This is a genomic window from Stappia sp. (assembly GCF_048261845.1).
Taxonomy (GTDB): Bacteria; Pseudomonadota; Alphaproteobacteria; order Rhizobiales; family Stappiaceae; genus Stappia.
In genome coordinates this window covers 188,739-212,430 of sequence record NZ_JBLXFR010000001.1, presented here as the reverse complement: position 1 = coordinate 212,430, position 23,692 = coordinate 188,739, and the positions used below count along the sequence as shown (strand labels likewise).

Here is a 23,692-nt window from a genome sequence, read left to right as displayed (position 1 = left end):
CGCGATTGCTGGCGCCCGGGCCCTGGTCCCGGGCGCTTTGCGTTTGCGGTGTTTCGGCGTTCGGGCGCGCAAGCGCGGACGTGTGCATTTCCGGCCGGATGGCGCATCCTTGCCCATGCCGGCAGGACGACGGCTTGACACGGATCAAGGAGGGAAACGGATGGTGTCGCTAGTCTTGTCCGGTGTTCGGGCTGCATCCCGGCAGCGGTGGCGGATTGTCGCGGTGTTGACGTGTCGCAATCTGCGCGCCGTTGCACCGTTGTAGTTTGACGGGATTGGCGAACCGGCAAACCGTCGGCACTCGCCCGCCAGTGCCCTTTGCGAACGTGTTTCGCGAGTGTTCCGTGGGGCGGGACAAAAGGGCCAAGGAAAATGGACGGAACAATGCGTGCAGAAACCGATCCCGCCGGCGGCGGATCCCACCCGGACGACTGGTTCGCCTCGGCGAAGAAAATCTATCCGATGGCGGTGCATGGCCGGTTCCGCAACATCAAGTGGACCGTGCTCTTCATCACGCTCGGGATCTACTATTTCCTGCCCTTCATCCGCTGGGACCGGGGCCCGAACGCGCCTGACCAGGCGGTTCTTATCGACCTTGCGGGCCGGCGTGCCTATTTCTTCTTCATCGAGATCTGGCCGCAGGAAGTCTACTACCTGACCGGCCTGCTCATACTGGCGGCGATGGCACTGTTCCTGATGAACGCCGTCGCCGGCCGGGTCTGGTGCGGTTACCTTTGCCCGCAAACCGTGTGGACGGATCTCTTCCTGTGGGTCGAGCGCCACACCGAGGGTGACCGGCGAGAGCGCATGATGCTGGCCGACCAGCCCTGGTCGGTTCAGAAGGTGGCGCAGAAGCTCGCCAAGCATACGCTCTGGCTGATGATCGCCTGGTGGACCGGCGGGGCCTGGGTTCTCTATTTCTCAGATGCGCCGACCCTGATGAAGGATCTGGCGACCGGCGCCGCGCCGTTCTCCGCCTATCTGTGGATCGGCATCCTGACCTTCTCCACCTACGCGCTTGCCGGGCACATGCGCGAGCAGGTCTGCATCTTCCTGTGTCCGTGGCCGCGCATCCAGGCGGCGCTGACCGACGAGGAGGCCCTCAATGTCACTTACCGCTACGACCGGGGCGAGCCGCGTGGGTCGCTGAAGCACAACCGCAAGCTGGAGGAGGAAGGCCTGCCGGCGGGCGATTGCGTCGATTGCAACCAGTGCTTCCATGCCTGCCCGACCGGCGTCGACATTCGCAATGGCACCCAGCTTGGCTGCATTCAGTGCGGGCTTTGCATCGACGCCTGCGACACGGTGATGGACAAGGTGGGCAAGCCGCGCGGGCTGATCGCCTATGACACCGACGAGAACATCAAGCGGCGCACAGAGGGCAAGGAAGCCGTCGTGCATATCGTGCGGCCGCGCACGGTCACCTACGCCGTCATCATCGCGCTGGTCGGTGCGATCATGGCCTATGCGCTGGCAACCCGTGCCTTCGAGGGCATAAGCGTCCTGCACGACCGCAATCCGATCTATGTCGAATTGTCCGACGGTGCCGTGCGAAACGGTTACACGATCCGTCTTCTCAACAAGCGGCAGATGGCGCGCGAGTTCATCCTGTCGGTCGAGGGCATGCCTGCCGGCACCCGTATCGAGGCAGTGGGCATCACGGAAAACGTGCTGGGGAAGCCGGTTGTCGGCGTGGGGCCCGACACGACCCGGGAAGTGCGTGTCCTGGTATTCTCGCCGGTGGCCGCCGAACTGCAGAAGTCAACGCCGGTGACATTCCGCATCACCGAGACGGTGATGGGCGCGGTCGCCCGGGCCGACGATTTCTTCAAGGCTCCCTGAGACCACGACCGGCCCGGTCGGGCCGGCCGCATGAGACCTGAGTAGTAACCCCGATCGGAGGCTTGCGGCTGTTGCCGCGCCGTCGGGTTCGCTAGGATCAAGACATGGCATATTCAACGGAACAGACCTTTCGCAGCGACAACGTCAGGCCGGTGACAGGGCGTACGGTGTTCTTCTGGCTTGCCGGGTTCTTCTCGGTGATGCTGGTGGCCAATGCCTTTTTCGTCTATTTCGCCCTCTCGTCCTTCCCGGGACTGGTGACCGAACAGGCCTATGAGGACGGGTTGGCCTATAACGGACGCATCGCGGCGTCGCGTGCCCAGGTCGAACTGAACTGGGATGTCGCCGGTCAGGTCTGGCGCGATGCCGATGGCATGGCGCGGATATCGGTGACGGCGCGCGACGCGGCCGGCGCTCCGCTGACGGGACTGGTGGTGACGGCCGAACTCCTGCGCCCGGCCAGCCCGGACCCCGCCCGTTTCGTGTCTCTCCAGGAGGGGGAGGCCGGCAAATACTCGGGCCGCATCGATGCTGTCGCCGCCGGAAGATGGATCCTCGATCTCGACGCGCGCTCGGGCGGAGAGGGGGAACGGTTCCTTTCCCGCAACCGCATCTTTCTCGACGAATGAGGCAGGCGCCGCCCGTTTTCGGTTGGCGCGCGCACGAGGGTTTTCTTGGCGATGACGGCGCATGAGCGCGACTGGGATGCCTTTGTCACGGTGACGCCCGACGGGCTCGCCCACATGGATCTCGCGGTGGAGGGCATCACCTGCGCCGCCTGCATGATCGAGATCGAGCGTGGCCTTGGTGCCCAGCCCGGCATCGAGAAAGCCCGCCTCAACCTGACCAGTCACCGCCTTGCGGTGGACTGGCGGCACAGGGAAGCCTCCGCCGAGCACGTCGTCTCGACACTGTCGCGCCTCGGCTATCGGGCCCACCCTTTCGATCCGGCGCAGATGCGCGAACGGGCCGACGCGGCGGGGCGCGAGTTGTTGCGCTCGCTGGCGGTCGCCGGCTTCGCGATGATGAACATCATGTTGCTGTCCGTGTCGGTCTGGTCGGGCAACGCGTCCGGCATCGACACCGAGACCCGGGATTTCTTTCACTGGCTTTCAGCACTGATCGCTCTTCCCGCCGCCGTCTATTCCGGCCGCCCCTTCCTGCGCTCGGCCTTCTCGGCGATCGCCGCGCGGCGCCTCAACATGGATGTGCCGATCGTCATCGGCGTGTCCCTGGCGTTGTTCCTGTCCGTCATGCAGACGGTCCAGTCGGCGCATCACGCCTATTTCGAATCCGCCGTGATGCTCCTGTTCTTTCTGCTGATCGGCCGTTATCTCGACCACATGATGCGCCGCCGCACGCGGGCCTTTGCGGAAAACATTGCCGCGTTGAAGGCCGAGACGGCAGCCCTCCTGCGCGCGGACGGTTCCTTGCGCGAGGTGCCTCTGTCCAAGGTGGCGCCGGGCGATCTCATCCATGTGCGCGCGGGCGAGCGTGTGCCGCTCGACGGCCGGGTCGAGGCGGGGCACTCTGAAATCGACCAGAGCCTGGTGACGGGCGAAACCGCGCTTGCCTCCACCGGGCCGGGGGACACCGTCTATGCGGGCACGCTGAATGCCGCCGCCAACCTGACGGTGCGTGTGACGATGGCCTCGGGGGCGACACTGCTGGATGAGGTGACCCGTCTTCTGGAGACGGCCTCCCAGGCCAAGTCCCGCCATGTGCAACTGGCGGACCGGGCGGCCGCGCTTTACTCCCCGCTTGTGCATCTGGCCGCTCTCCTGACCTTCATGGGCTGGTTCGTCCTTGGCGGTGACTGGCAGCAGGCGCTGGTGGTGGCGATCTCGGTGCTGATCATCACTTGTCCCTGCGCGCTTGGACTGGCCGTGCCGGCGGTGCAGGTGGTCACATCCGGGCTGCTCTTTCGCGCCGGCGTGCTCCTGCATGCGGGCGATGCGGTGGAACGGCTGGCGGAGGCCGACACGATCGTCTTCGACAAGACCGGAACCCTGACGCTGGCGGTGCCCGATCTCGTCAATGCGGCGGAGGTTCCCGTTGCGGCGCGCGAGCTTGCGGGACGCTTGGCTCTGGCAAGCCGTCACCCGCTGGCGGCGGCCCTCGCCCGCGCCACCAACGCCAGCGTGCCGCTCGAGGGCGCGCGCGAGATACCGGGCGAGGGGGTTGCGGCCGATCTGGACGGGCGGGAATTGCGACTGGGCAGCGCCGGCTTCTGCGGCGTGTCCGAAACGGCGGTGCAGGCCGCGCTTGCAAGCCATCCCGGGGCGTCCCTGATCCTCTTCCGCGACGGGGATGCTGCTCCGGTGCCCTTCGCGATTGCGCAGAAGCTGCGGCCTGATGCTGCCGAGACGGTCGACCGCCTGCGCGGGCTCGGCTACCGGCTGGAGATCCTGTCGGGTGACCGCACCGCGCCGGTGGCCGATGTGGCCGAACGACTGGGCATCGCCGGCTGGCGGGCCGGCATGAAGCCTGCGGACAAGATCGCGCGGATCGGTGAACTGGCGGCAGGCGGTGCCCGGGTGCTGATGGTTGGCGACGGGCTCAACGATGCCCCGTCTCTGGCTGCCGCCCATGTCTCCATGTCACCCGTCACGGCCGTGCATGTCGCCCAGGCCGTTGCCGATGCGGTGTTCCTGGGAGACAGGCTGATGCCCGTGGCCGATGCTCTTTGCCACGCCCGGCGCGCCCGTGCCGCCATGGTCCAGAACCTGTGGTTCTCGACCCTGTACAATCTGGTCGCGGTGCCTTTTGCCGTGGCCGGGCTGGTCACGCCGCTTCTTGCGGCGCTGGCCATGTCCTCGTCATCTCTCGTCGTTACCCTCAATGCCCTGCGGCTGCGCCTTGACGGTGCGCGGGCCGGGCCGGCCGCGCGGGAGAATCGCTGATGGATGTGCTGATCTATCTCATACCGGCAGCGCTGGCGCTGGGCCTTCTTGGGCTGGCCGGCTTCCTCTGGTCGCTCAAGGCCGGCCAGTATGACGATCTGGAAGGGGCGAAGTACCGGATACTTGAAGATGATGACCTGCCGGACCAGAAAGACGGGAATGGCCGCGGCGGCTAACCGTTATTTCAGATTTTGCGTGCCATAAGGAGGGCTACCGGAGGTTCACTGTGTCGCTTGATCTGGCATCCCTGACATTTCTCCTTGTCGAGGACAGCGCCTATATGCGTACGATCCTGCGCACCATGCTGCAGGGTTTTGGCGCGAGGCGTATCGTCGAAGCCGAAGACGGCGCATCCGGGCTGGAGGCCATGGAGCGCGCCAATCCGGACATTCTCATCCTCGACTGGGTGATGCCCATTCTCGACGGCGCCGACATGGTGCGGATGATTCGAAATCCGCACAATCCCTTCGCCTATATCCCGATCATCATGGTCACGGGCCATACCGAGCGAAGCCGGATCATCGAGGCAAGGCGTCTTGGCGTGCACGAGTTGCTGTCGAAGCCGATTTCGGCCAAGGCGCTCTACCAGCGGGTCAACAGCGTGATCATGCAGCCGCGCGACTTCGTCAAGACCCCGAGCTATTTCGGCCCGGCGCCGCGTGAAATCCGCAACCGCCAGAAGATCTGGCAGAGCGTGGATGGCAACGAGGATGGCCAGGCGGCCTGAACGGCATGCCGCCGGTCCGCTCGTTCCTGCAAGGCTCGCCTCGCGCGGCGGGGTCTACCGGGGCGTGCTCAGCTGTCGTTGTCGTCCTGCAAGGTGCCGGAGGCTTCCGGGGCGGCGGTGGTGCCGTGGTCTGCGTCGACCTGTCGTCCCGCCGCCTTGCGGCGGCGAAGATTGGCGCGCAGGGCTGCCGCCAGCCGCGCCTCGCGCGCGCTCGCTTGCCCGTCCGGGCTCCGGTTGCCTGAAGAGCTTGCGCCGGGAGCCTGTTGGCCGGGCTTTTTCGGGCGATCTGGCATGGGCGTGTCCGGGGTCTTTCTGTCGGTTGTCCGGGCGCGGAAGGGGTGTTCCGGCCGATTGTGCGGATATGCCGGAAAAACGCCGATGATGACAAGGGCGCAGGTTTTGCCACGGGTCGCGATTGTCGCGTGGATTGCGGCGGCAAATGCCGTGAAGACCCCTTGACCATGCCGGAATTTGCGCATAAACCCGCGCTCATCGCTGCCGTAGCTCAGGGGTAGAGCACTCCCTTGGTAAGGGAGAGGTCGAGAGTTCAAATCTCTCCGGCAGCACCATTCATCCCCTTGAAATCGTTATTCATCCTTGCTTTTCAGCCGCTTGCATACATGCTGCGCCTACAAAGGCGCATACAAACGAGCATGTCATGGTGTAACGCGCAAGAACACATGGCACAGAACCGGGATTAGGTGGGAATAGGCGAAAACAGCCGAAGAAGCCCGAAAACCTGCGGTTCGTCATGGCAGCGCAACGGGAAAACCCGAAACCAGCCGCGCAAGATCAAATGGCACAAAACGGCTGACAGAACCGTGTTTCCAAAATCGGGAACAGCGGAGAACCGCCAAACATCGGTTTGAGGTGGGAAATCGCGTTCCCACCATGAATTGGCAGAAATCCGCCACTCTCACTGTGTGAGGTGGGAACTCGCGATACTCTGAAAATACCACCAGAGACTTGGCCTCTGGCTGACGGGAGCACCTCAGCCAAGCACGGCTGACACGACGCAACTGGATGCGCGAAATACGTGCAAAACCGAGTTGCAAAACTCAACCAAAATACAATTAATACGATTATTCAGAAATCCAGAAGCATCAGGCCTGACGTTTACCGGTTCCAGGTTCGGCAGCCGCCGCTTGCAATTTTTTTCGCAGACGCGCTTCCAGCCACGGCAGCAGGCTTTCCAACTCCGCCGCATCGGCAGGATCTTCAGCGCGCGCCAGCAGTGCGTTATACGCCTCCGCCTGCTCGTCCAGAACCGCATCCGGCGGCAGCTTGACGCCTGCTTCGTTATGCATCCGCCCAACGAGCCGGCCGACCTGACGGAACACGGCCGGGTTGAGGCCTTGCATTGCAGGTTTGACGCCAACCTTGGACGGGTCAGTAAACATCTCTCCTTCGCCGGTGAGGAGCCAATTGAGGTTCGCACCGAAGACTTCGGCGTAGGCAGCAAGCACCGAGGCCGCCGGTTCCCGCTCCCCTCTCTCGTACGTGGCAATCGCAGTAACGCTGACGCCGAAGAGTTTAGCCAACTCGTCGCGCTGCGGATCGCCGCACCTACGGCGCAAATCCCGCAGCCTTTCTGCCAACGGCGTCTTGGGTTTGATCTCTGGTCGAGCCAATGGATCACGCATAAACGCATTCGCGCTTTACAAAAGCGCTTACGCGTTTTATCCCTGTTTTAACGGCCCGTGATTTGGGGCCGTTGTTTCACATCAACCGTTCAAAGAAACCGGCCTGTTGCCGCAGGCCGGTTTCGCAGGGGGTAGCCCATGAAGCCTGGAAAGCGTCCCGCATGGGACCAGCACTCCATCAAGGCCGAGCTGCACCGACGCGGCATGACGCTTTCGGCCCTGGCCGAGAGCATCGACATGAAGCCGAATTCCTTCGGCCATGTCTGGAAACGAACGAACCGCAAGGCCGAGGCGGCTATCGCCCAGTTCCTTGAGGTGCCCGTCGAACAGCTCTTTCCCGATCGGTATCCGATCACGAAAACCCGCATTCTTTCTAGCAGGTATGAGCCGAAGGCCACCAGTGCCAATCGCGGCCAGGACCGCGCGGCGGCATGAACGCCTCTCCTTCCGAGATCCTCGCGGCCAAGCGAGAGGCCCAGGAACACGTTCTTTCCAGAGTGCTGTCGGCAGCACGGGCTCAGATGGCGTCGCATTTCAAGGACGCTGTCCGGGATGCGGTGCGCGAGGTTCTGCCGGAGATCCTTGAGGAGCTCCGTGCGGAAGGATCAAACCGATGATCCGCCGCGTCTCCTCGTCTCCGAATGCGCGTATGGCGGACGGCGTGCTGTCGGGCCATTCCAACAACGTCTGCTCGGCAGCCTCCCGAACCACAGCGGTGAAGCCGGGCGTCAACTCCTCCAGGCAGGCTGTCAAAGATCGCAGGATGACGTCGCGAACGTTCTCCTGGTGCTCGTCCATCCAACTCGTCTCCATCATCGGCCTTTCCCCTCGGTTCGTCCCTGCTGGCGATCCTAGGAGGCCGACGACCGCCCGGAACAGGAAATTCCGGGCGCTCCGCGCTGACAGTTCGGCATCTGACACCCGTTGTCTGCGTCAGCACGAACGACGCCGGCTGACAGGTCCACTCCCAACCCTCTCCATGCTGGAGCCTTCCATGAAAGCCATTCTGACCAAGGTGTCGGCATCAGGCCGGCGCTACTACCACACAGGCCGCAACCACGTGATTAGCGTCGACGATGGCGGTTCCGCCATCGTCGCGGAAACGAGCTTTTTCGATGGCGATGCGCATCGGTTCGCCGATCTGGCGGAGGCACAAGCCGAAGTCGACTGGTTGAAAGGGCGCGGTATCGGCGGTGCGGACTGGCAGGCCAACGAGGTGCGGGCGTGACTGCACAAGAACAGCTTCCACTCACAAAAATTGATGCCAGCAATCGCCTACGCAAGGTGCTGCCGGCTCGCGCCGAGGCGCTCGCCGAGGACTTCGACCAACGCGGGTTATTGACGCCGATCGAGGTGGTCGGTCCGCTCGAAGGCGGCGGCTACCGGTTGGTGTACGGAGCCCACCGCCTGGCGGCGGTCAAACTGCTCGGCTGGGACAGCATTCCGGCTGCCGTGCACGCGCCCGATACCTTTGCCGACGAAGCGCAGGAACGCCTGCGAGAAATCCGCGAGAACCTGATGCGGTTCGAGCTGAACGCGCTGGAACGGGCCGTGGCGATCGCCGCCTGGCGGGACATCTACGAGGCTGCGAACGGCCAGGTGAAGCCCGGTCGCAAGGCGAAAAAGGCGGCGGAGGGAAATAGTGCAAACATTGCAGAATTGCAGCCCGCCGGAGATCTCGACGATCAAAGTGCAAAGTTTGCACTTTATTTTTCCGACGCTGCCCAAGTCGCATTCGGACTGAGCGGGCGAGCGATCTATCTGGCTCTCAAGGTCGCCACCATCCCGCAGGAAATTCGCGATCGCATTGCGGACAGTGCATTGGCCGAGAACCAGTCGGAGCTGCTCAAGCTCGCCGACCAATCACCTGATCGCCAGGCACAGATCGTCGGGATGATCCTCGCCGAACCACCACTTGCCGGGACGGTCAACGAAGCGATCGCCGTCCTCGACAAGACGCCTGCGCCCCAGAAAACCGGTGCATGGGAAAAGCTGTCGGACACGTTCTCGCGGCTGAAGAAGACGGAACAACATCGCTTCTTCGAAGCGCATCGCGAGGCCGTCGAACTCTGGCTGGCGGAGCGAGGCTAAGAGATGACCCGCCGCCGCGACCCTCTCACTCCAGACCTGTTCTCCTGGGAGCCGCCCAAGGTGACCGTCAGCCTTGGAGACGAGGCCCCGGGTCGCGGCGCGCTCGACAACCAGATTGCGCGAATGGTGTCACGCGCCCTTCGCGAGGCGCGCGAGGACGGATCATCACGGGCGGAGATTGCCCGGCAGATTTCGGCAACGGTGGGCCGCACAGTCTCCGAGTCCACGCTCGACAAATGGGCAAGCGAGGCGTCGGAAGAACACCGCATCCCGCTCGACGCCTTCATCGCGCTGGTCGAGGCCACGGGCTGCAACGGCGTGCTCGGCAACATCGTCGAACGCTTCGGCTTCGTCGTGGTGCCCGCCCGCTATGCCGATCTCATCGAACTGCACTTGATCGAAGAGCACGCGCAGGAGGTTGCCGCGCGACGCGCCGCCGTGGAAGCCAAGTGGAGGTCGCGGCGATGAAGGAGTGGTTCACCGCCCGCGAGATCGCCGAACTCGGATTGCCGGCAGTGCCTGGTACCAAGCGTGGCGTTCAGGCATTGGCCGACCGGGAAAACTGGACCACACATCCGTTCCTCGCCCGAGATCGCAAGGGAGCAGAAGGTGGTGGTGGCCGCGAGTACCATTTTCGCCTGTTCCCGACGGAAGCCCAGCTGGAGTTCACCCGTCGCGTCCTGGCCGTGCGCAAGGAAGTGGTGCGCGCTGATAACGGCGATGTTCAAATCACCTTCAAAGGCAGCGACAGCGCCCGCCGCGAGCGGGACGCGCGCCTCGCGATCCTAGCTGTTTTCGAACAGTTCCGGTCTGGCCTGTCGCTCGGCCTTGCATCCAGTCTCCAGATCTTTTGCGACCGCTACAATGTGGGGAGCTTGCCGGTTGAAGACTGGATCAGGGAGACGGTTCCGCATCTTTCCAAGCGCTCCTTGCAGCGCTGGCGATCAGCCAAGCGGTCCGGTGGCGCCGACCGGCTGGCGGTTGACCGTTCGGCCGCTCGCAAGGGCAAGGGCGTCCTCGACAGCGCCAATGGCGGCACCGTGCGGGCCTTGATCTTTGCGCTCGTGGCCCACCAACCACATCTCTCGGCCGACCATGTCCGCACGCTGTGCCGCGACGAGTTCGGCGACACGATCACCATCGATCGCCGAGGACGGTCCGTCACCGTCGACATGCCACCGATCCGGACCTTTCAGCACTTCATCAAGCGTTTGAAGGAGACTGAAAAAGTCGCCCTAACGAAGCTTTCGAACCCCGATCACTACCGCTCGACCATGGCGCCGGCCGGCGTGGGTGCGCTCCGCCATATCCGCGAGCCGAATGCCTTGTGGCAGATCGACGCCTCGCCGGTCGATGCGCTGTGCACCGATGGCCGGCACGCGATCTATGCCTGCATCGATATCGCGACACGGCGGACGCTGTTCTACATCTCCAAGACACCGCGCGCGGCCGCCGTCGCGATGCTTCTGCGCCGAGCGATCCTCGCCTGGGGCGTGCCGGACGTCATCAAGACCGACAACGGCCCGGACTTCGTTGCCCGCGACACCAAGCGCCTGTTTGCCGCGCTCGATATCGAGATGGACGTTTCCGACGCCTACAGCCCGCAGCAAAAGGGGCACGTCGAGCGCGTCATCAAGACGTTCCAGCACGATTGCGCCACCTTGTTGCCGGGCTTCGTCGGTCATTCGGTCGCAGACCGAAAGGCGATAGAGGATCGCAAGACCTTTGCCGATCGCCTGGGCGCGGATACCGCCGAGCTGTTTGGCGTCTCGATGACGGGGCCGGAGCTGCAGCGCTACGTCGATGAGTGGGTCGAACTGCGCTACCAGCACCGACCGCACGCGGGCCTCAAAGGCAAAACACCGGCCGAGGCGGCGACGGCCTCGACCGCTTCAATTCGCACTGTCGATCCGCGCGCCCTCGACGTGCTCCTTATGCCGGTTGCCGGTCAGGACGGGCTCAGAACCGTCACCAAAACCGGCATCCGGATCGATCACTTCCATTACGTCATCAACGCCGCGCTGCCCGGCGCCCAGGTCCTTGCCCGAATGGACCCGAACGACGCGGGCCGTGCGGTCGCCTTCGATGCCGGCGATGGTTCCTATCTTGGCGAAGCCATCTGCGCGGAACTGGCGGGCATCCATCCGTCCACGCTGCTCGCCGCCAAGCGCGAGGCACAGGCCGAGACGTTGAATGCGGCCACTCGGCAAGCACGCTCCAAGATCCGGGAGATCACCAAAGGCCGACCGCTGATCGAGCGGGTGCATGAAGTCGCCCGCCGCGATCTGCCGAATGTCCTCGCCCTGCCGAAACGCGAGGAACGCCACGAAACACCCGCCATCGCTGCCGCACTCGACGCGGTGACACCGGCCGAGGCTCCGGTACAGCCCGAACGAGCGGCGGAACTCCTAGAAGAGATGCGGAAGGAAATGAACGCGCCGACCGTGCCGGCCCCAGACACCGCCGCTTCGGCCGTCACACCGATCCGCCGACAGGAAACCCCGCAACTCCGGTTTCGCAGGGCGCTCGACCTGGAGCAACGGATTGCCGCCGGTGAGAGCGTCGACACGGCGGATGCCGTCTGGCTCGGCGGCTACCAGGCAGGACCGGAATACCGCGCTCTTTCTGCGATGCAGGAGGATTTCGGCGGATAGGTCCGCCCAAGAAAAAAGGAGCCCCGGCAAACCGGAGCCCCCCAAGACATTTCGAAGGACGAAACCATGACTGCAAACGAGAACACGGTCAAGGCACCACGCGGGTCAATCGCTCCGCTCAAGAATGTCGCTGCCCTGCTCATGATGATTGAAGCCCTGCGCACCCGCGCTGTCGGGTTGCCGGGGATCGGCGTGTTCAGTGGCGATAGCGGTTACGGCAAGAGCGTTGCGGCGCAATACGCGATGAACAAGACCGGCGCGGTCTATGTCGAGGTCCGCCACTATTGGGCGAAGAAGACGTTTTGCGAGGCCTTGCTTGCGGAGCTCGGGCAGCATCGTTCGCGCGGCACCATCGCTTCCATGATGGGCGACATCATCCACCGGCTGGGCGATGCACCCGACCGGCCCTTGATCATCGACGAGGCTGACAAGCTCGTTGACGGCAAAATGATCGAGTTCATCCGGGACATTCATGAAACGACGCAGGTCCCCGTCATTCTGATCGGCGAAGAGCTGTTGCCGAAGAAGCTGGAAGCGCACGAACGGGTGCACAACCGCGTTCTCGACTTTCAACTGGCACAGCCTTGCGACGAGGAAGACACAGCCGTTCTCGCCCGTTTCCTGTGCCCTGAGATCGAGATTGCGGCGGACCTGCTTGCGGACATCAGGACGCGGACGGCCGGCAAGGCTCGGCGCATTGCCACCACCCTTCATGAGGTCCGGCAATTTGCCCGCAACCACGGCCTCAAGGCCGTTGATCGCTCCAGCTACGAGGGACGGATCTTCACGGGTGAAACGCCAATCCGGCGGCGCGGAGGGCGGGTCTGATGGCGGCAGTCCTCAAGCTCCGGACTATCAAGGGGCGGCCCGTGTTGCGTGGATACGAGCATGTCTGGTCGGTCATTCTCGAGCTCACACGCGACGGCGCGGCCTTCACGAGATACGACGTCGATCAGGCGAGTTGCGATCCGGACGGCGGTTCCACACGCGATTATCTTAAGCGCCTTCGCGATGCCGGGATTATTGAGCAACTCGGCGAGCAACGTGTCGATAGCGGTCATCGGCGAAAGAGGTACCGCCTTGTCGAGCGTCGTGCCGAGGCACCCCGCCTGCGCAGGGACGGATCGGAGGCGCCGTCTTCGGTGCAACAACTGCTGTGGAACACGATGCGCAACCTCCTGCGCGACGGGTTCACATCCCGCGAGCTTGCAGCCTTCGCGTCGACCGACGATCGCCTGATAAGGACCCCATCCGCCAACAGCTACGTCAAACATCTTGCGGCGGCCGGATATCTCCATTGCCTGGAACTCGGTCGGCCAAATCATCTCACAAAATGGCGCCTCAAACCGTCCATGAACACAGGGCCGAAGCCGCCGAAGATACTCCGCACGCACGCCATCTACGACCCGAATACCAACAACCTGCACGGCGAACCGGTCGCCGAGGAGGTCGAACCATGATGCCGGTCTCCATGGTCGACAAGGCCACCACCGGATGGGGCGAAGCGCCCGATTGGGTGCGCGAACTGGCCGGTCTGGCGGATCGCGACGGCCTGAATGGTGCCGCCGCACGGATCGGGTATTCGCCGGCAACCACAAGCCAGGTGATCAACGGGAAGTATCTCGGCGACCTGGCCAAGGTCGAGGAGCGCGTGCGCGGGGCGCTGATGGGCTTGTTGGTCGATTGCCCCGTCGTCGGCGACCTCAGCCGGGACCAATGCCTCGACTGGCAAAAGAAGCCCTATGCACCGACCTCGGCTCACCGTGTCCGCATGTTCCGGGCCTGCCGAGCCGGTTGCCCCCACTCCCGTGTGAAAGGAGGCGGCGATGCTGTCTGATGACATCCGAGCTCTGCGCAAGTGGATCGACGATCACACCACGGACAGCGGCGGGCTTGTCCTGTCTCCCATGCTCACGCACCTCATGAAGATTGCCTTCCTCGACTTGCTGAAACGCTCATCAAGCATGGAGGCGAGCCGGATCGCGGGACCGTCGACGATCACGGACGCGGATCTTGCATCCGGCAAGGTCGAGCGTCTGCCGGTGATCGCACGGCCCGTGCCCCCCTCCCATGACGGCGGAGGGTCGGCGGCATGAACGAGACCCTCGAAACACTTGTCGACGACATCCTTGCCGTCGTCTTCGACGATCGTGGGCCGGACACGCCAGCTTCGATCGCCGCCGCCGAACTGGCCGCGCGGATCATGAACAAGAAGACAGGCCGATCCGATCTGGTCCGGTCGGTAGCTCAACTGATCCTTGCGATCAACGCAGAGCTGCGCGAGCGCGAGGCGCTGAAACGGGAAGCGGAAGCGAGGGCGGTCCTCGAGCGATGCGCCCGCGATCCAAGGTCGGTCGCGGGTTCGGCGACGACCAGGTCGGCGGCACCCTCCCGGCCGGCGAAACAGCCGGTGCCGGTCGGCCGGCGGTGGCGGATCAATCCGCTGCTCGACCAGATGCTGACCGGTCAACCCGCCGCCACAAGCAACCTCATGGGCGACCCGGCACCGGGCCGCTCCGCCCTCGACCAACGCCAAGGAGGCACCCAATGAACGATCAGAACCAGACCGCAGACGACGGCGTCATCGACGTCAACGGCAAGCCCTACATGACCGACGGCAAGGGCGCGCTGGTGCCGCTCGAAATGGTGAAGCCGGCGGACAAGCTTGAAGACGAGGTGGTGCGGAAGATCATGTGCTTCGCCAATGAGCTCTCCGCGCAGATCGCCCGTTTTCGCGGTCACACGATGACGGATCTCGGCGAACTCGACGCGCTGCTCGCCCAGGAATTCGGCCTTACCAAGGGCGGTCCGAAGGGTAATCGCACGTACCTGAGTTTCGACGGCCTGATGAGGGTGACGGTGCAGGTCGCGGACTATGTCGACTTCGGACCGCAGCTGCAGATTGCCAAGCGGCTCCTGGACGAATGTCTGACGGAATGGGCAGCGGACAGCAGGCCGGAGATCCGCGCAGTCATCACACGCGCCTTCAACACGGACAAGGAAGGACAGGTCAACCGCTCCGAAATCTTCATGTTGCTCCGCCTCGATATCGAAGACCCGCGCTGGCAGGAGGCGATGCGCGCCATCCGAGAGGCAATGCGGGTGACCGGCTCGAAGGAGTATGTCCGCTTCCATCGCCGCGCCCGCGTCACCGACCGCTGGGAAGCCGTCACCATCGATCTGGCGAGGGCCTCGTGATGAGCGGCGCACATGCAATCATTCACGTCGGACTGAAGACGCTCGGCATCACCGGCGACGACGTCCGCGATCTCTACGAGCGGGTCACGGGCGCGCGCTCCCTGCGGGAGATGTCGCCGCCGCAGCACCGGGCCGTGGTGGACGAGCTGCAGCGGCTCGGCTTCAAAGCGGCTTCGAAGCCCGGTCAGGCGAAACGGGCGGCGGGGCCGTTTGCCGGCAAGCTGCAAGCGCTGTGGATCGGAGCGTGGAACCTGGGCGTCGTCAACACCGGCAGCGACGAAGCGATGATGGCTTTCGTCACCCGGCAAACAGGCCTGTCGCACGCACGCTTCCTGCGCCACGCGGAGGATGCGGAAAAGGCGATCGAAGCGATCAAGGGATGGGTCCGCCGCGCCACGGGCAACGATGGACTGTACCGCCGGGATCGGAACCAGCCGCCGCTGCTCAACGATTTCCGTTTTCAGGTCCTGCTGACGCAATGGGCGCGCCTGACCAGTCTGGGCGCGGCACCGGCCACCACGCTTGACGCCTGGCTCGGGCGGACGGTTCCCGGCAAAGGGTATGGCGATCTGACGAAAGACGACTGGATCGATCTCATGAACGTGCTTGGTCGATGCCTGCGCGCAGCGGCCGCCAAGGCCGAGGCCTGATCCCGTGGCCGACGATCTCTCATATCTTCCCGGCATACTGGCCGAGATTGCGGAGGTCGCCGGCCTGGACGCTGCCCTGAAGCTCGCTGCCGAAAAGGGTGGCCAGACGGTCTATATCCCCAGCCACGCGAGCGATGATCACTGGCTGACCGATACGGTCGGCCGGGAAGCCGCCGCCGCCATATGCGAGCTCTACCGCGTCAGGAACACGGGCGGCCGTTTCCTGATACCGATCGCCCGCGAGGCAAGCGCGCGCCGCGCTCTTGTGAAGGCACTTGAAAACGGCGCGTCCGCGCGCCAAGCTGCCGCCGCAAGCGGGCTTCACGAGCGAACGGCGTTTCGCACCCGTGCCCGTCTCAAGTCGAAAGACCCGCGCCAGGGCGATCTGTTCTGACGGCCGGTTCTCACCCGCCTGACACTGTCAGTCTCACCACACAACCCGCGATCCGCCAACGTGTCGGCAACTCTCCACAGAGGCCGGGACGATCATATGCAGATCATCACCAACTTGAGCCCGCACGGGGCGCGCGATGTCGTCGCGCATGAAGGCTTTGTCAGTCGCGCCTATCGCGATCCGGTCGGCGTGCTGACGATCGGCACCGGTTACACCAACCGCTCGAAGGTCTTCCGGAATTACTGGATCGCAACGCGCGGTCGGCCGCTGAGGCCCGGCGACACGATCACGCGCGAGGAATGCCTGAAGATCCTTCCGAAGATCGTCAACGAGGAATACGGCGCGGCCGTGGTGCGGTACATCCGGCCGACACGCCAGCACCACTACGACGGCGCCGCGAGTGTGTGCTTCAACCTTGGCCCAAAGGCCGCGACCTGGAAGTGGGCGAAGGCGCTTGCCGCCGGTGACGCTGCGAAGTCCGCAGCGCTGCTGCGCAAGACCGGCACCACGGCCGGTGGTCGTCGCCTGCCGGGTCTCGTCAAGCGCCGGCAGGCCGAGGCACTGCTGATCCAGCGCGGTGTCTACGCAACGTCCGGCGCGATCCGCGTCGAGGCCCGTGACACGGTCGCCAAGGCCTCGACCGCTTCCGACGAACTGCGCCACTATCAGGGCATTCTCGCCAAGCTCGGCCATTATGACGGCGCGCTGGACGGCCTTGCCGGGCCGAAGACAACCAAGGCCGTGCGCGCTTTCCAGAAGGATCATCCGCATCTCAAGACGGACGGTGTGCTTGGCCCGGCGACGGCGGCAGCGTTGGAGCGCGCGGCGGCTGCCGGCGAAGCTGGCACGACGACGGGAGCCGGGCTCCTCGTCTCCGGCGCCGGTGCCACCGCCGCCCAGGGCGGTGCGCCCGAATGGGTCATTTGGGTTGCCGGCGGCGCGCTCTCCCTGGCGGTCGTTGCCGGTGCGATGTTTGCCTGGCGCTATCGCGACGAGATCGGCCATCGCCTGTCCGGCCTGTTCTCACGGAGGGCGTCGGCATGAGGGGATGGCGCACGCTGATCGTCAATGCGCTGATCGCGCTACTGCCCGTCGTGGCGGAGGTGCTGCGCTGGCTCGAAGGCTTCGACTGGACCTGGTACCTGGAGCCGCGTGACGCGCTCTGGGCGATGCTGATCGTCGGCCTCCTCAACATCTTCCTGCGCCGGATCACGCGCACGCCGATCGGGGGTGGCGAATGAGCTGGCTCCTGTCCGTTGTCCTGCGCTTTGCATCCTCCGGCCTGGTCGAGCGCACGCTCTCCTATCTCGAGCGGCGCCACGCCGAGGAGACGGGCCGCGAGAAGCTGCGCGCACAGGTCGAGATCGAGGCCATCCGGGCGGCCGTTGCCGAAACGAAGGAAATGACCGCCTTCAACACGGCGAAGCTCGAACACGCGGCCTTCTGGTGCTTCGCCGGCCTCTTCGTCCTGCCCTTGGGCGCATGGTGGGCGGCCGTCATCGCCGACAGCATCTTTCGCTTTGGTTGGGGCGTTGCGACGGTCCCCATTTTGGAAGCCTGGGGCGGCCAGATGATCCAGTGGCTCTTCTATGTCGGCGGCGGTGTCGCTGCCCTGCGAACGCTTCGGTAGGTGCCCATGTGGTTTGACTGGAAGACCCTGGACGCTTTCCTTGGCGTCGTCGCACTGCTCATCGCCTTCTCGTCCGCCTTCTACACCTGGTTGACGAGCGGCAGTCGGAAGAACACCGAGGCCATCGCCGAGCTCAAGGCGGACATGGAGCATCAGGAAACCCGGCTCGACCGGGTGGAAACCAAGCTCGATGCGTTGCCCGACCGGGACGATCTGCACCGCCTGGACAAGCAAATAGAGGGCATGGGCGTTCGCTTTGGAGCCGTTGAAGACACTTTGAGGGCGGTTCAACGGGCAACCGAGCGCATCAGCGATTACCTTCTCAAATCCGGGGGCAAACAATGAGTTTTGCCGAACATGTCGCGGCCGACTGCCGCCTGATCATCTTGCGCGCGCTCGCCCAGGAGACCGACCAGCAGCTCAACGAGACGATCCTCGTCGCCATCCTCGAAACCTTCGGCCATCGCAAGAGCCGTGACTATGTGCGGACGCAACTGCGCCGCCTTGAGGATCTCGACGCCGTGCGCCTGACCGAGGCCGGTTCGATCCTCGTCGCGACGCTGCGCCGCGCCGGGCTCGACCACGTCCAGCGCCGGGCCCTGCTCGAAGGCGTGGGCGTCCCGTCGCCGGAGGCCTGACCATGGCTCGCCCCAAAGGACGCGGCCGGCTGTCGGCGATCGACATCCTGCCGGAGGAATGCGACACCGCCGTCACCTGGGCGGCACAGGAGCTGACCGGTCGCGACCGCACGCAGACCCAGATCTATGCCGAGTTCCGCGAGAAGCTGATCGCCGTCCAGGGCGAGACGGGCGCGAGTTTCGACGTGCCGTCGTTCTCTTCGTTCAATCGCTACAGCGTCAAGCTCGCAGCGATGGCACGACGGATTGAAGAGACGCGCAATATCGCCACCGCCTTGAGTGACCGCCTGGATGCCGGGGCGTCCGATGACCTGACCGTCATCGCGGCGGAAGCCATCAAGACGCTGATCTTCGAAATCCTGCAGTCGGCCGGCGAAGGCGGGCTGTCGACCAAGGGCGCGCAGGAACTGGCCAACGCGCTGCGCGCCGCCGCTGCCGCGCAATCTGTTTCCACTTCTCGTCGCCAGAAGGTCGAGGCAGAGATTGCGGAGAAGTTCGAAGAGGTCGTCGAGACGGTCGGCAAGGAAGCCGGTCTGTCGGGCGAGCGTGTCGCTCAGCTTCGCCGCGACTTCCTGGGCGTGCGGACATGACCACGCCAGATCCGTCACACGACATCTTCGCCGGACCGCCGCTCCTGTCGCGCAAGACCGACGAACTGCCCGGCGAGCTGCCGCGCGGCGCGCAGGTGCCGGACGATCTCGACCCTCTCGCCGAGGGTGTCTTGATGCTTCACCAGGTCGAATGGCTTGAAGACAAGTCCGACCTGAAGCTTGCCGAGAAGGGCCGGCGCACCGGCATCACCTTTGCCGAGGCGCTGGACGATACGTTGATCGCCGCCGCCGCCCGCTCGGCCGGCGGCGACAATGTCTTCTACATCGGCGACACCAAGGACAAGGGCCGCGAGTTCATCGGATACGTCTCGAAGTTCGCGAAAGCGATCGGCGAAGATCTGGCGGCGATCGAGGAATTCCTGTTCGAGGATCAAAAGACGGACGGCTCGACGCGGATGATCTCCGCTTTCCGCATCCGCTTCGCCAGCGGCTACCGCGTCGAGGCACTGTCGTCCCGTCCGGAGAACATCCGCGGGCTTCAAGGCATCGTCGTGATCGACGAGGCGGCTTTCCACCAGGACGTGCGCGGCGTGCTCGACGCGGTCAACGCGCTCCTGATCTGGGGCGGCAAGATCCGGGTGATCTCGACCCATAACGGCGTCTTGAACCCGTTCAACGAACTGATCCGCGAAGCGCGCGCCGGCAAGGTCCCGTTCTCGGTCCACCACATACCTTTCGCCACCGCCGTTGCAAACGGCCTCTACAAACGCGTCTGCCTGATCAAGGGGATCGAGTGGACGGCCGAGGGCGAAGCGGAGTGGGAAGCGAAGATCCGAGGCGCCTATGGCGCGCGCCAGGCGGCGATGCGCCAGGAGCTCGACGCCATCCCGGCCGAAGCTGAAGGCTCTGCACTGACACGCGTGCAGATCGAGGCCTGCATGGAGCCCGGCATTCCCATCGTCCGATGGGCCTGCACCGATGATTTCAAGAACGCGCCGGAACACATCCGCAAGGCCGACACGCTCGACTTCTGCGAACGCGAGCTGAAACCTCACCTGGAGAAGCTTGACCCGCTCCTGTCCCATGTCTTCGGAGAGGACTTCGCGCGCAAGGGCGACCTGACCGTGATCAACGTCATGGCGATCACGCGATCGCTCCTGCGCCGGTCGGGACTGATCGTCGAGCTCAGGAACGTTCCCTTCGACCAGCAGCGCGACATCCTGTTCTACATCGTCGACCGCTTGCCGCGCATGTCGGGCGGTGCGCTCGATGCCACCGGCAACGGCGCCTATATCGCCGAGGTCGCCGCCCAGAAATACGGCCCCTCGATCGTCGAGGTGAGCCTGTCGCGGGCCTGGTACCAGATCGAAATGCCGGCCTATATCGAGGCGTTCTCGGATCGCACGGTCGTGTTGCCGAGAGACGACGACATCCTGCGCGATCATCAGGCGCTTCAATACGTCGACGGCATCATCAAGGTGCCCGACGATCACAGCGTCAACGGCGCGGACGGCATGAAACGCCACGGCGACAGCGCGATCGCCTCCGCGCTCGCCTGGTATGTGAGCCGCCTCGACCTGCCCGAATACGATTACACGGCCGCACGGCATTCACCGCTCGCGCAATTCGGCCACAACGGCGGACCTCCGCTCGACGACGACGACGACGACTTCGCCCGCATCGGCGGGATCAATCCCGGACATTCAGGAGGCTTGTGGTGAGCACCTATCAGCTTGTCGATCCGCACGGGCGGCCGGTTTCCTCTGCCTCGCTTCTTCGGGAGGAAGCCGCGCCGACCCTGACCGGGGTGCGCTCGATCTGGGGCGAACCTGTTGCGTCCGGCCTCACACCGGCGCGGCTTGCGCGCATCCTTCACGATGCCGTCGAGGGCGAGCCGGGCGAATATCTGGCACTTGCCGAGGAGATGGAGGAACGGGATCTCCACTATGCGTCGGTGCTGGGCACCCGCAAGCGCGCCGTTCTGGCGATCGAGCCCGTGGTCAACCAGCCGAAGAACGGAACGGTGGACGACAAGATCCTCGACGCCGTGCGCGACCTGGTCGAGGCTCCGATCTTCGAGGACATGTTGATCGACGTGCTCGACGGGCTCGGCAAGGGCTTTTCCGTGGTCGAGATCCTGTGGGACCACCAGGCGACCTGGTACCCGCGCGAGTATGTCTGGCGCGATCCGCGCCATTTCCAGTTCGACCGCAGGACCGGGCGCGAGTTGCGCCTGCGCGAGGATGGTTCGACCGAGGGCCGCGATCTCTCCCGCTATTCCTTCATCCGGCATATCCCGAAGCTGAAGTCAGGCCTGCCGATCCGGGGCGGTCTGGCCCGGCTTGCCGCCTGGGCGTTCCTGTTGAAGTCCTACACGCTCAAGGATTGGGCCGCCTTCCTGGAAGTCTTCGGCATGCCGCTGCGCGTCGGGCGCTACAACCGCAGCGCAACGCCCGACGAGAAGCGCGTCCTGCTGCGCGCGGTGCGTGACCTTGCCGCCGATGCGGCGGCGATCATCCCGTCCGGCATGGAGATCGAGTTCATCGAAGCCAAGGGCGGCTCGGGCAATGCCGTCTTCGGCGCCATGGCCGAATACCTGGATGCGCAGATCTCCAAGGCGGTTCTTGGCCAGACCATGACCACGGACGACGGCTCGTCGCTCGCCCAGGCGCAAGTGCACGAGAACGTCCGCTACGACCTCCTCCGGGCGGACGGCCGGCAGGTGTCGACAACGCTCAACAGGGACCTGATCCATCCCTTCATCGCCTTCAACTTCGGTCCGCAGGAGCGGTACCCCACCGTCGACTTGCCCGTGGCCGAGGCCGAGGACATCAAGACGCTGTCCGAAGCGCTCAACACACTTGTCCCGCTCGGGCTCAAGGTTGCCGGTTCCGAGGTGCGCGAAAAGATCGGGCTGAGCGAGCCGGAAGACGATGCCGATATCCTGCGCGCGTCGGCGGCCGCGAAGCCACCCGTGACCGAGCCTGGTCAAGCCGAGGCCGAGCCGGACGATGCGGGAACCGAGCCGGCAACGGCCCAGGCTTGTCCGAGCTGTGGCGGCTATCACGCGACGGCGCGGGCCGGCGAGGAGCCGGACGAACTCGACGCGCTCCTTGAGGAAGCGCTGCAGGAATGGGGAACAGATCTCGCCCCGGTGCTCGATCAGCTCCAGGCGGAGTTCGCCGCAGCCAGCTCCTATGAGGATCTCAAAGCACGGCTCGACCGGCTGGCCGGCACTCTCGACGTCGGGCCGTTGGCGCGCCGGATTGCCGATCTTGCCCTGATCGCACGCGGGCTGGGCGATGCCGGCTGATCTGCCCGTTGAGTTCCTGACCGCCTCGCCGGAAGTCACGCGCTATTTCCGGGAGAAAGGATCGCGCCCGACCTTCGACTGGCGCGACATCGCCCCGCGCGAACATGCCTATGCCTTCACAGTCGCCAAGTCCGCCGGCTTCGACGTGCTCGAGGATCTGCGCAAGGCCGTCGATGACGCCATCGTCAACCGCGTGCCCTTCGAGGACTTCAAGGCGCGGTTGACGCCGACGCTGCAGGCCAAGGGCTGGTGGGGCAAGCGCTTCGCGGAAGATCCAGCCGACGACGTTTCAAAGATCGTGCAGCTCGGCAGCCCGCGCCGCTTGCGCACGATCTATTGGGCAAACATCCGCACCGCCCATGCCGCCGGCGAATGGGAACGCACCCAGCGCACGAAACGGTTCTTGCCCTATCTCGTCTACACGCTTTCGCTTGCCGAGCGCCGCCGGCCGGAGCATCGCGGCTGGGTCGGGATCATCCTTCCGGTGGATGATCCGTTCTGGAATACCCACTATCCGCCCAATGGCTGGGGCTGCAAATGCGGCGTGCGTCAGATCTCGCGGCGCGAAGCCGAGCGGCTCGGCTATGACCCGGAAGCCGGCGGGCCTCAGATCGTCATGCGGCCCTGGCGCAACAGGCGCACGGGTCAGACGGTGACTGTCCCGGTTGGCATCGACCCGGGCTGGGATACCAATCCCGGCAAGACGCGCGGGCAGAACGTCGCCGAGTTGCTGTCCGGTCGGCTTGGCGAGTTGCCCACATCGGCACGGCGCGCGGCGATCGCCGACTTCACGGCATCCCCGGCGTTCAAGGTCTTCGTCCAGGATGCGATCGACGTCGGCTTGAAGCGTGCCGCGCGGGTTACAGCGCTCAAGGCGGAAGGGCTTTCGGGCCGCGATATTGAGGCGCGGCTGAATGGCGAGCTCGGCTTCGCCATGACCCGCTTTCCGGTGGCGGTCGCGCCGGGGCGTTTCGGAGACGACCATCTGCCCGTGATGATCGATGCGGCGACCATCGGCCATGCGGCCGATCACCGGCGGGTGGTCGATGTCTCAGCCTGGCCGGACTTCGGCGAGATCCTGAAACGCGCGCGGCTGCGCCACGACCTTGCCGGCACCATGCGTGCCTTCGATCCGAAGACAGGCCTGTTCATGGTGCTGGACCCGCTCGGCCGGCACTGGCGCCTGCGCACGCTCTTCCGCCCGCGCGGCAAGGCGCGGTACTTCGAGAAGCAGCCCGGTACGGATGTGGAGTGAAGGGCACACGGGCAGAAGGTCGCAAACCCTTCGCCAGCACGAGGTGGCCGAGCGCGCCCGAAGGCTTGATTTGCCCGTGTGCGAGGACGATTATACCGCAAGCTACGAAGTTACAAAATCGGATACTCGCTGAGCGAGGACAAATTGCTGCGGTGCGAACAATGCCAATCTACTTGAAAGCCAAGTTCGTCCACAACCGAAAG

At 64.7% G+C, this 23,692-nt stretch carries 30 protein-coding genes and 1 tRNA gene; 28 read left to right on the top strand and 3 right to left on the bottom strand.

Features of this window, described 5'->3' with window-relative positions:
* The first annotated feature begins 384 nt into the window (after positions 1-384).
* From ccoG to ACN0T5_RS01050, 5 genes are all read left to right on the top strand, one after another.
* On the top strand, positions 385-1,842 hold the full coding sequence (gene ccoG / locus ACN0T5_RS01070; protein WP_417766762.1) for a cytochrome c oxidase accessory protein CcoG: 1,458 nt from the start codon (positions 385-387) through the stop codon (positions 1,840-1,842).
* A 104-nt stretch (positions 1,843-1,946) separates the two neighbouring features.
* Positions 1,947-2,471: a FixH family protein gene (locus ACN0T5_RS01065; RefSeq protein WP_417766761.1), complete on the top strand. Its 525-nt coding sequence runs from the start codon at positions 1,947-1,949 to the stop codon at positions 2,469-2,471.
* A gap of 51 nt (positions 2,472-2,522) precedes the next feature.
* Positions 2,523-4,745 carry a heavy metal translocating P-type ATPase gene (locus ACN0T5_RS01060; RefSeq protein WP_417766816.1) on the top strand — a complete coding sequence of 741 codons (2,223 nt, stop codon included), beginning with the start codon at positions 2,523-2,525 and terminating at the stop codon, positions 4,743-4,745.
* Positions 4,745-4,921 (top strand): cbb3-type cytochrome oxidase assembly protein CcoS, encoded by a 177-nt coding sequence (gene ccoS / locus ACN0T5_RS01055; RefSeq protein ID WP_417766760.1) that lies wholly within the window; start codon positions 4,745-4,747, stop codon positions 4,919-4,921. Before ACN0T5_RS01060 ends, ccoS begins: the two co-directional genes overlap by 1 nt.
* Positions 4,922-4,971: 50 nt before the next feature.
* Positions 4,972-5,472: a response regulator gene (locus ACN0T5_RS01050; RefSeq protein ID WP_417766759.1), complete on the top strand. Its 501-nt coding sequence runs from the start codon at positions 4,972-4,974 to the stop codon at positions 5,470-5,472.
* Between the two features lie 68 nt (positions 5,473-5,540).
* On the opposite strand, the gene ACN0T5_RS01045 is transcribed toward ACN0T5_RS01050, so the two are convergent.
* Entirely contained in the window at positions 5,541-5,765 is a 225-nt protein-coding gene (locus ACN0T5_RS01045) for a hypothetical protein (protein WP_417766758.1), read from the bottom strand.
* A 201-nt stretch (positions 5,766-5,966) separates the two neighbouring features.
* Here ACN0T5_RS01045 and ACN0T5_RS01040 point away from each other — a divergent pair.
* Positions 5,967-6,041: transfer RNA gene (locus ACN0T5_RS01040), tRNA-Thr, on the top strand.
* A gap of 534 nt (positions 6,042-6,575) precedes the next feature.
* Here the strand turns inward: ACN0T5_RS01040 and ACN0T5_RS01035 are convergent.
* Positions 6,576-7,115 (bottom strand): helix-turn-helix domain-containing protein, encoded by a 540-nt coding sequence (locus ACN0T5_RS01035; protein ID WP_417766757.1) that lies wholly within the window; start codon positions 7,113-7,115, stop codon positions 6,576-6,578.
* Between the two features lie 138 nt (positions 7,116-7,253).
* On the opposite strand from ACN0T5_RS01035, the gene ACN0T5_RS01030 reads away from it, so the two are divergent.
* The gene (locus ACN0T5_RS01030; RefSeq protein ID WP_417766756.1) at positions 7,254-7,550 is read left to right on the top strand and encodes a helix-turn-helix domain-containing protein; all 297 of its coding nucleotides are present in this window, start codon (positions 7,254-7,256) and stop codon (positions 7,548-7,550) included.
* A gap of 99 nt (positions 7,551-7,649) precedes the next feature.
* Here the strand turns inward: ACN0T5_RS01030 and ACN0T5_RS01025 are convergent, their stop codons facing one another.
* A complete protein-coding gene (locus tag ACN0T5_RS01025; protein ID WP_417766755.1) occupies positions 7,650-7,913 on the bottom strand; it encodes a hypothetical protein in 264 nt (87 codons plus the stop codon).
* A 196-nt stretch (positions 7,914-8,109) separates the two neighbouring features.
* Here ACN0T5_RS01025 and ACN0T5_RS01020 point away from each other — a divergent pair, with 196 nt between their 5' ends.
* The 21 genes from ACN0T5_RS01020 to ACN0T5_RS00920 all read left to right on the top strand — a co-directional run bounded on the left by ACN0T5_RS01020 (position 8,110) and on the right by ACN0T5_RS00920 (position 23,489).
* Complete coding sequence (locus tag ACN0T5_RS01020; protein ID WP_417766754.1) at positions 8,110-8,343, top strand: hypothetical protein; 234 nt, start codon at positions 8,110-8,112, stop codon at positions 8,341-8,343.
* Positions 8,340-9,206 carry a ParB N-terminal domain-containing protein gene (locus ACN0T5_RS01015; RefSeq protein WP_417766753.1) on the top strand — a complete coding sequence of 289 codons (867 nt, stop codon included), beginning with the start codon at positions 8,340-8,342 and terminating at the stop codon, positions 9,204-9,206. Before ACN0T5_RS01020 ends, ACN0T5_RS01015 begins: the two co-directional genes overlap by 4 nt.
* Positions 9,207-9,209: 3 nt before the next feature.
* A complete protein-coding gene (locus tag ACN0T5_RS01010; RefSeq protein WP_417766752.1) occupies positions 9,210-9,674 on the top strand; it encodes a hypothetical protein in 465 nt (154 codons plus the stop codon).
* Positions 9,671-11,860, top strand: a complete 2,190-nt coding sequence (locus tag ACN0T5_RS01005; RefSeq protein ID WP_417766751.1) for a DDE-type integrase/transposase/recombinase — start codon at positions 9,671-9,673, stop codon at positions 11,858-11,860. Before ACN0T5_RS01010 ends, ACN0T5_RS01005 begins: the two co-directional genes overlap by 4 nt.
* A gap of 66 nt (positions 11,861-11,926) precedes the next feature.
* Positions 11,927-12,688: an AAA family ATPase gene (locus ACN0T5_RS01000; protein ID WP_417766750.1), complete on the top strand. Its 762-nt coding sequence runs from the start codon at positions 11,927-11,929 to the stop codon at positions 12,686-12,688.
* Positions 12,688-13,320 carry a hypothetical protein gene (locus tag ACN0T5_RS00995; RefSeq protein ID WP_417766749.1) on the top strand — a complete coding sequence of 211 codons (633 nt, stop codon included), beginning with the start codon at positions 12,688-12,690 and terminating at the stop codon, positions 13,318-13,320. Before ACN0T5_RS01000 ends, ACN0T5_RS00995 begins: the two co-directional genes overlap by 1 nt.
* Positions 13,317-13,697: a transcriptional regulator gene (locus ACN0T5_RS00990; protein WP_417766748.1), complete on the top strand. Its 381-nt coding sequence runs from the start codon at positions 13,317-13,319 to the stop codon at positions 13,695-13,697. The genes ACN0T5_RS00995 and ACN0T5_RS00990 overlap by 4 nt, the downstream gene beginning before the upstream one ends.
* Positions 13,687-13,956: a hypothetical protein gene (locus ACN0T5_RS00985; RefSeq protein WP_417766747.1), complete on the top strand. Its 270-nt coding sequence runs from the start codon at positions 13,687-13,689 to the stop codon at positions 13,954-13,956. Before ACN0T5_RS00990 ends, ACN0T5_RS00985 begins: the two co-directional genes overlap by 11 nt.
* Positions 13,953-14,411: a hypothetical protein gene (locus ACN0T5_RS00980; protein WP_417766746.1), complete on the top strand. Its 459-nt coding sequence runs from the start codon at positions 13,953-13,955 to the stop codon at positions 14,409-14,411. The genes ACN0T5_RS00985 and ACN0T5_RS00980 overlap by 4 nt, the downstream gene beginning before the upstream one ends.
* Positions 14,408-15,058 (top strand): DUF3164 family protein, encoded by a 651-nt coding sequence (locus ACN0T5_RS00975; protein WP_417766745.1) that lies wholly within the window; start codon positions 14,408-14,410, stop codon positions 15,056-15,058. The genes ACN0T5_RS00980 and ACN0T5_RS00975 overlap by 4 nt, the downstream gene beginning before the upstream one ends.
* Positions 15,058-15,708 carry a regulatory protein GemA gene (locus ACN0T5_RS00970; protein ID WP_417766744.1) on the top strand — a complete coding sequence of 217 codons (651 nt, stop codon included), beginning with the start codon at positions 15,058-15,060 and terminating at the stop codon, positions 15,706-15,708. Before ACN0T5_RS00975 ends, ACN0T5_RS00970 begins: the two co-directional genes overlap by 1 nt.
* Positions 15,709-15,712: 4 nt before the next feature.
* Positions 15,713-16,102, top strand: a complete 390-nt coding sequence (locus ACN0T5_RS00965; protein WP_417766743.1) for a helix-turn-helix domain-containing protein — start codon at positions 15,713-15,715, stop codon at positions 16,100-16,102.
* A 96-nt stretch (positions 16,103-16,198) separates the two neighbouring features.
* A complete protein-coding gene (locus ACN0T5_RS00960; RefSeq protein WP_417766742.1) occupies positions 16,199-17,146 on the top strand; it encodes a glycoside hydrolase family protein in 948 nt (315 codons plus the stop codon).
* A complete protein-coding gene (locus tag ACN0T5_RS00955) occupies positions 17,143-17,343 on the top strand; it encodes a hypothetical protein (protein ID WP_417766741.1) in 201 nt (66 codons plus the stop codon). Before ACN0T5_RS00960 ends, ACN0T5_RS00955 begins: the two co-directional genes overlap by 4 nt.
* Positions 17,340-17,732 (top strand): hypothetical protein, encoded by a 393-nt coding sequence (locus ACN0T5_RS00950; RefSeq protein WP_417766740.1) that lies wholly within the window; start codon positions 17,340-17,342, stop codon positions 17,730-17,732. Before ACN0T5_RS00955 ends, ACN0T5_RS00950 begins: the two co-directional genes overlap by 4 nt.
* Positions 17,733-17,738: 6 nt before the next feature.
* Entirely contained in the window at positions 17,739-18,077 is a 339-nt protein-coding gene (locus tag ACN0T5_RS00945) for a DUF2730 family protein (protein WP_417766739.1), read from the top strand.
* On the top strand, positions 18,074-18,370 hold the full coding sequence (locus ACN0T5_RS00940) for a hypothetical protein (protein ID WP_417766738.1): 297 nt from the start codon (positions 18,074-18,076) through the stop codon (positions 18,368-18,370). The genes ACN0T5_RS00945 and ACN0T5_RS00940 overlap by 4 nt, the downstream gene beginning before the upstream one ends.
* 2 nt (positions 18,371-18,372) lie before the next feature.
* Entirely contained in the window at positions 18,373-18,960 is a 588-nt protein-coding gene (locus tag ACN0T5_RS00935; RefSeq protein ID WP_417766737.1) for a DUF3486 family protein, read from the top strand.
* The gene (locus tag ACN0T5_RS00930) at positions 18,957-20,642 is read left to right on the top strand and encodes a hypothetical protein (protein WP_417766736.1); all 1,686 of its coding nucleotides are present in this window, start codon (positions 18,957-18,959) and stop codon (positions 20,640-20,642) included. The genes ACN0T5_RS00935 and ACN0T5_RS00930 overlap by 4 nt, the downstream gene beginning before the upstream one ends.
* Complete coding sequence (locus ACN0T5_RS00925; RefSeq protein WP_417766735.1) at positions 20,639-22,234, top strand: DUF935 domain-containing protein; 1,596 nt, start codon at positions 20,639-20,641, stop codon at positions 22,232-22,234. The genes ACN0T5_RS00930 and ACN0T5_RS00925 overlap by 4 nt, the downstream gene beginning before the upstream one ends.
* Entirely contained in the window at positions 22,224-23,489 is a 1,266-nt protein-coding gene (locus tag ACN0T5_RS00920; RefSeq protein WP_417766734.1) for a phage minor head protein, read from the top strand. The genes ACN0T5_RS00925 and ACN0T5_RS00920 overlap by 11 nt, the downstream gene beginning before the upstream one ends.
* Positions 23,490-23,692 lie beyond the last annotated feature (203 nt).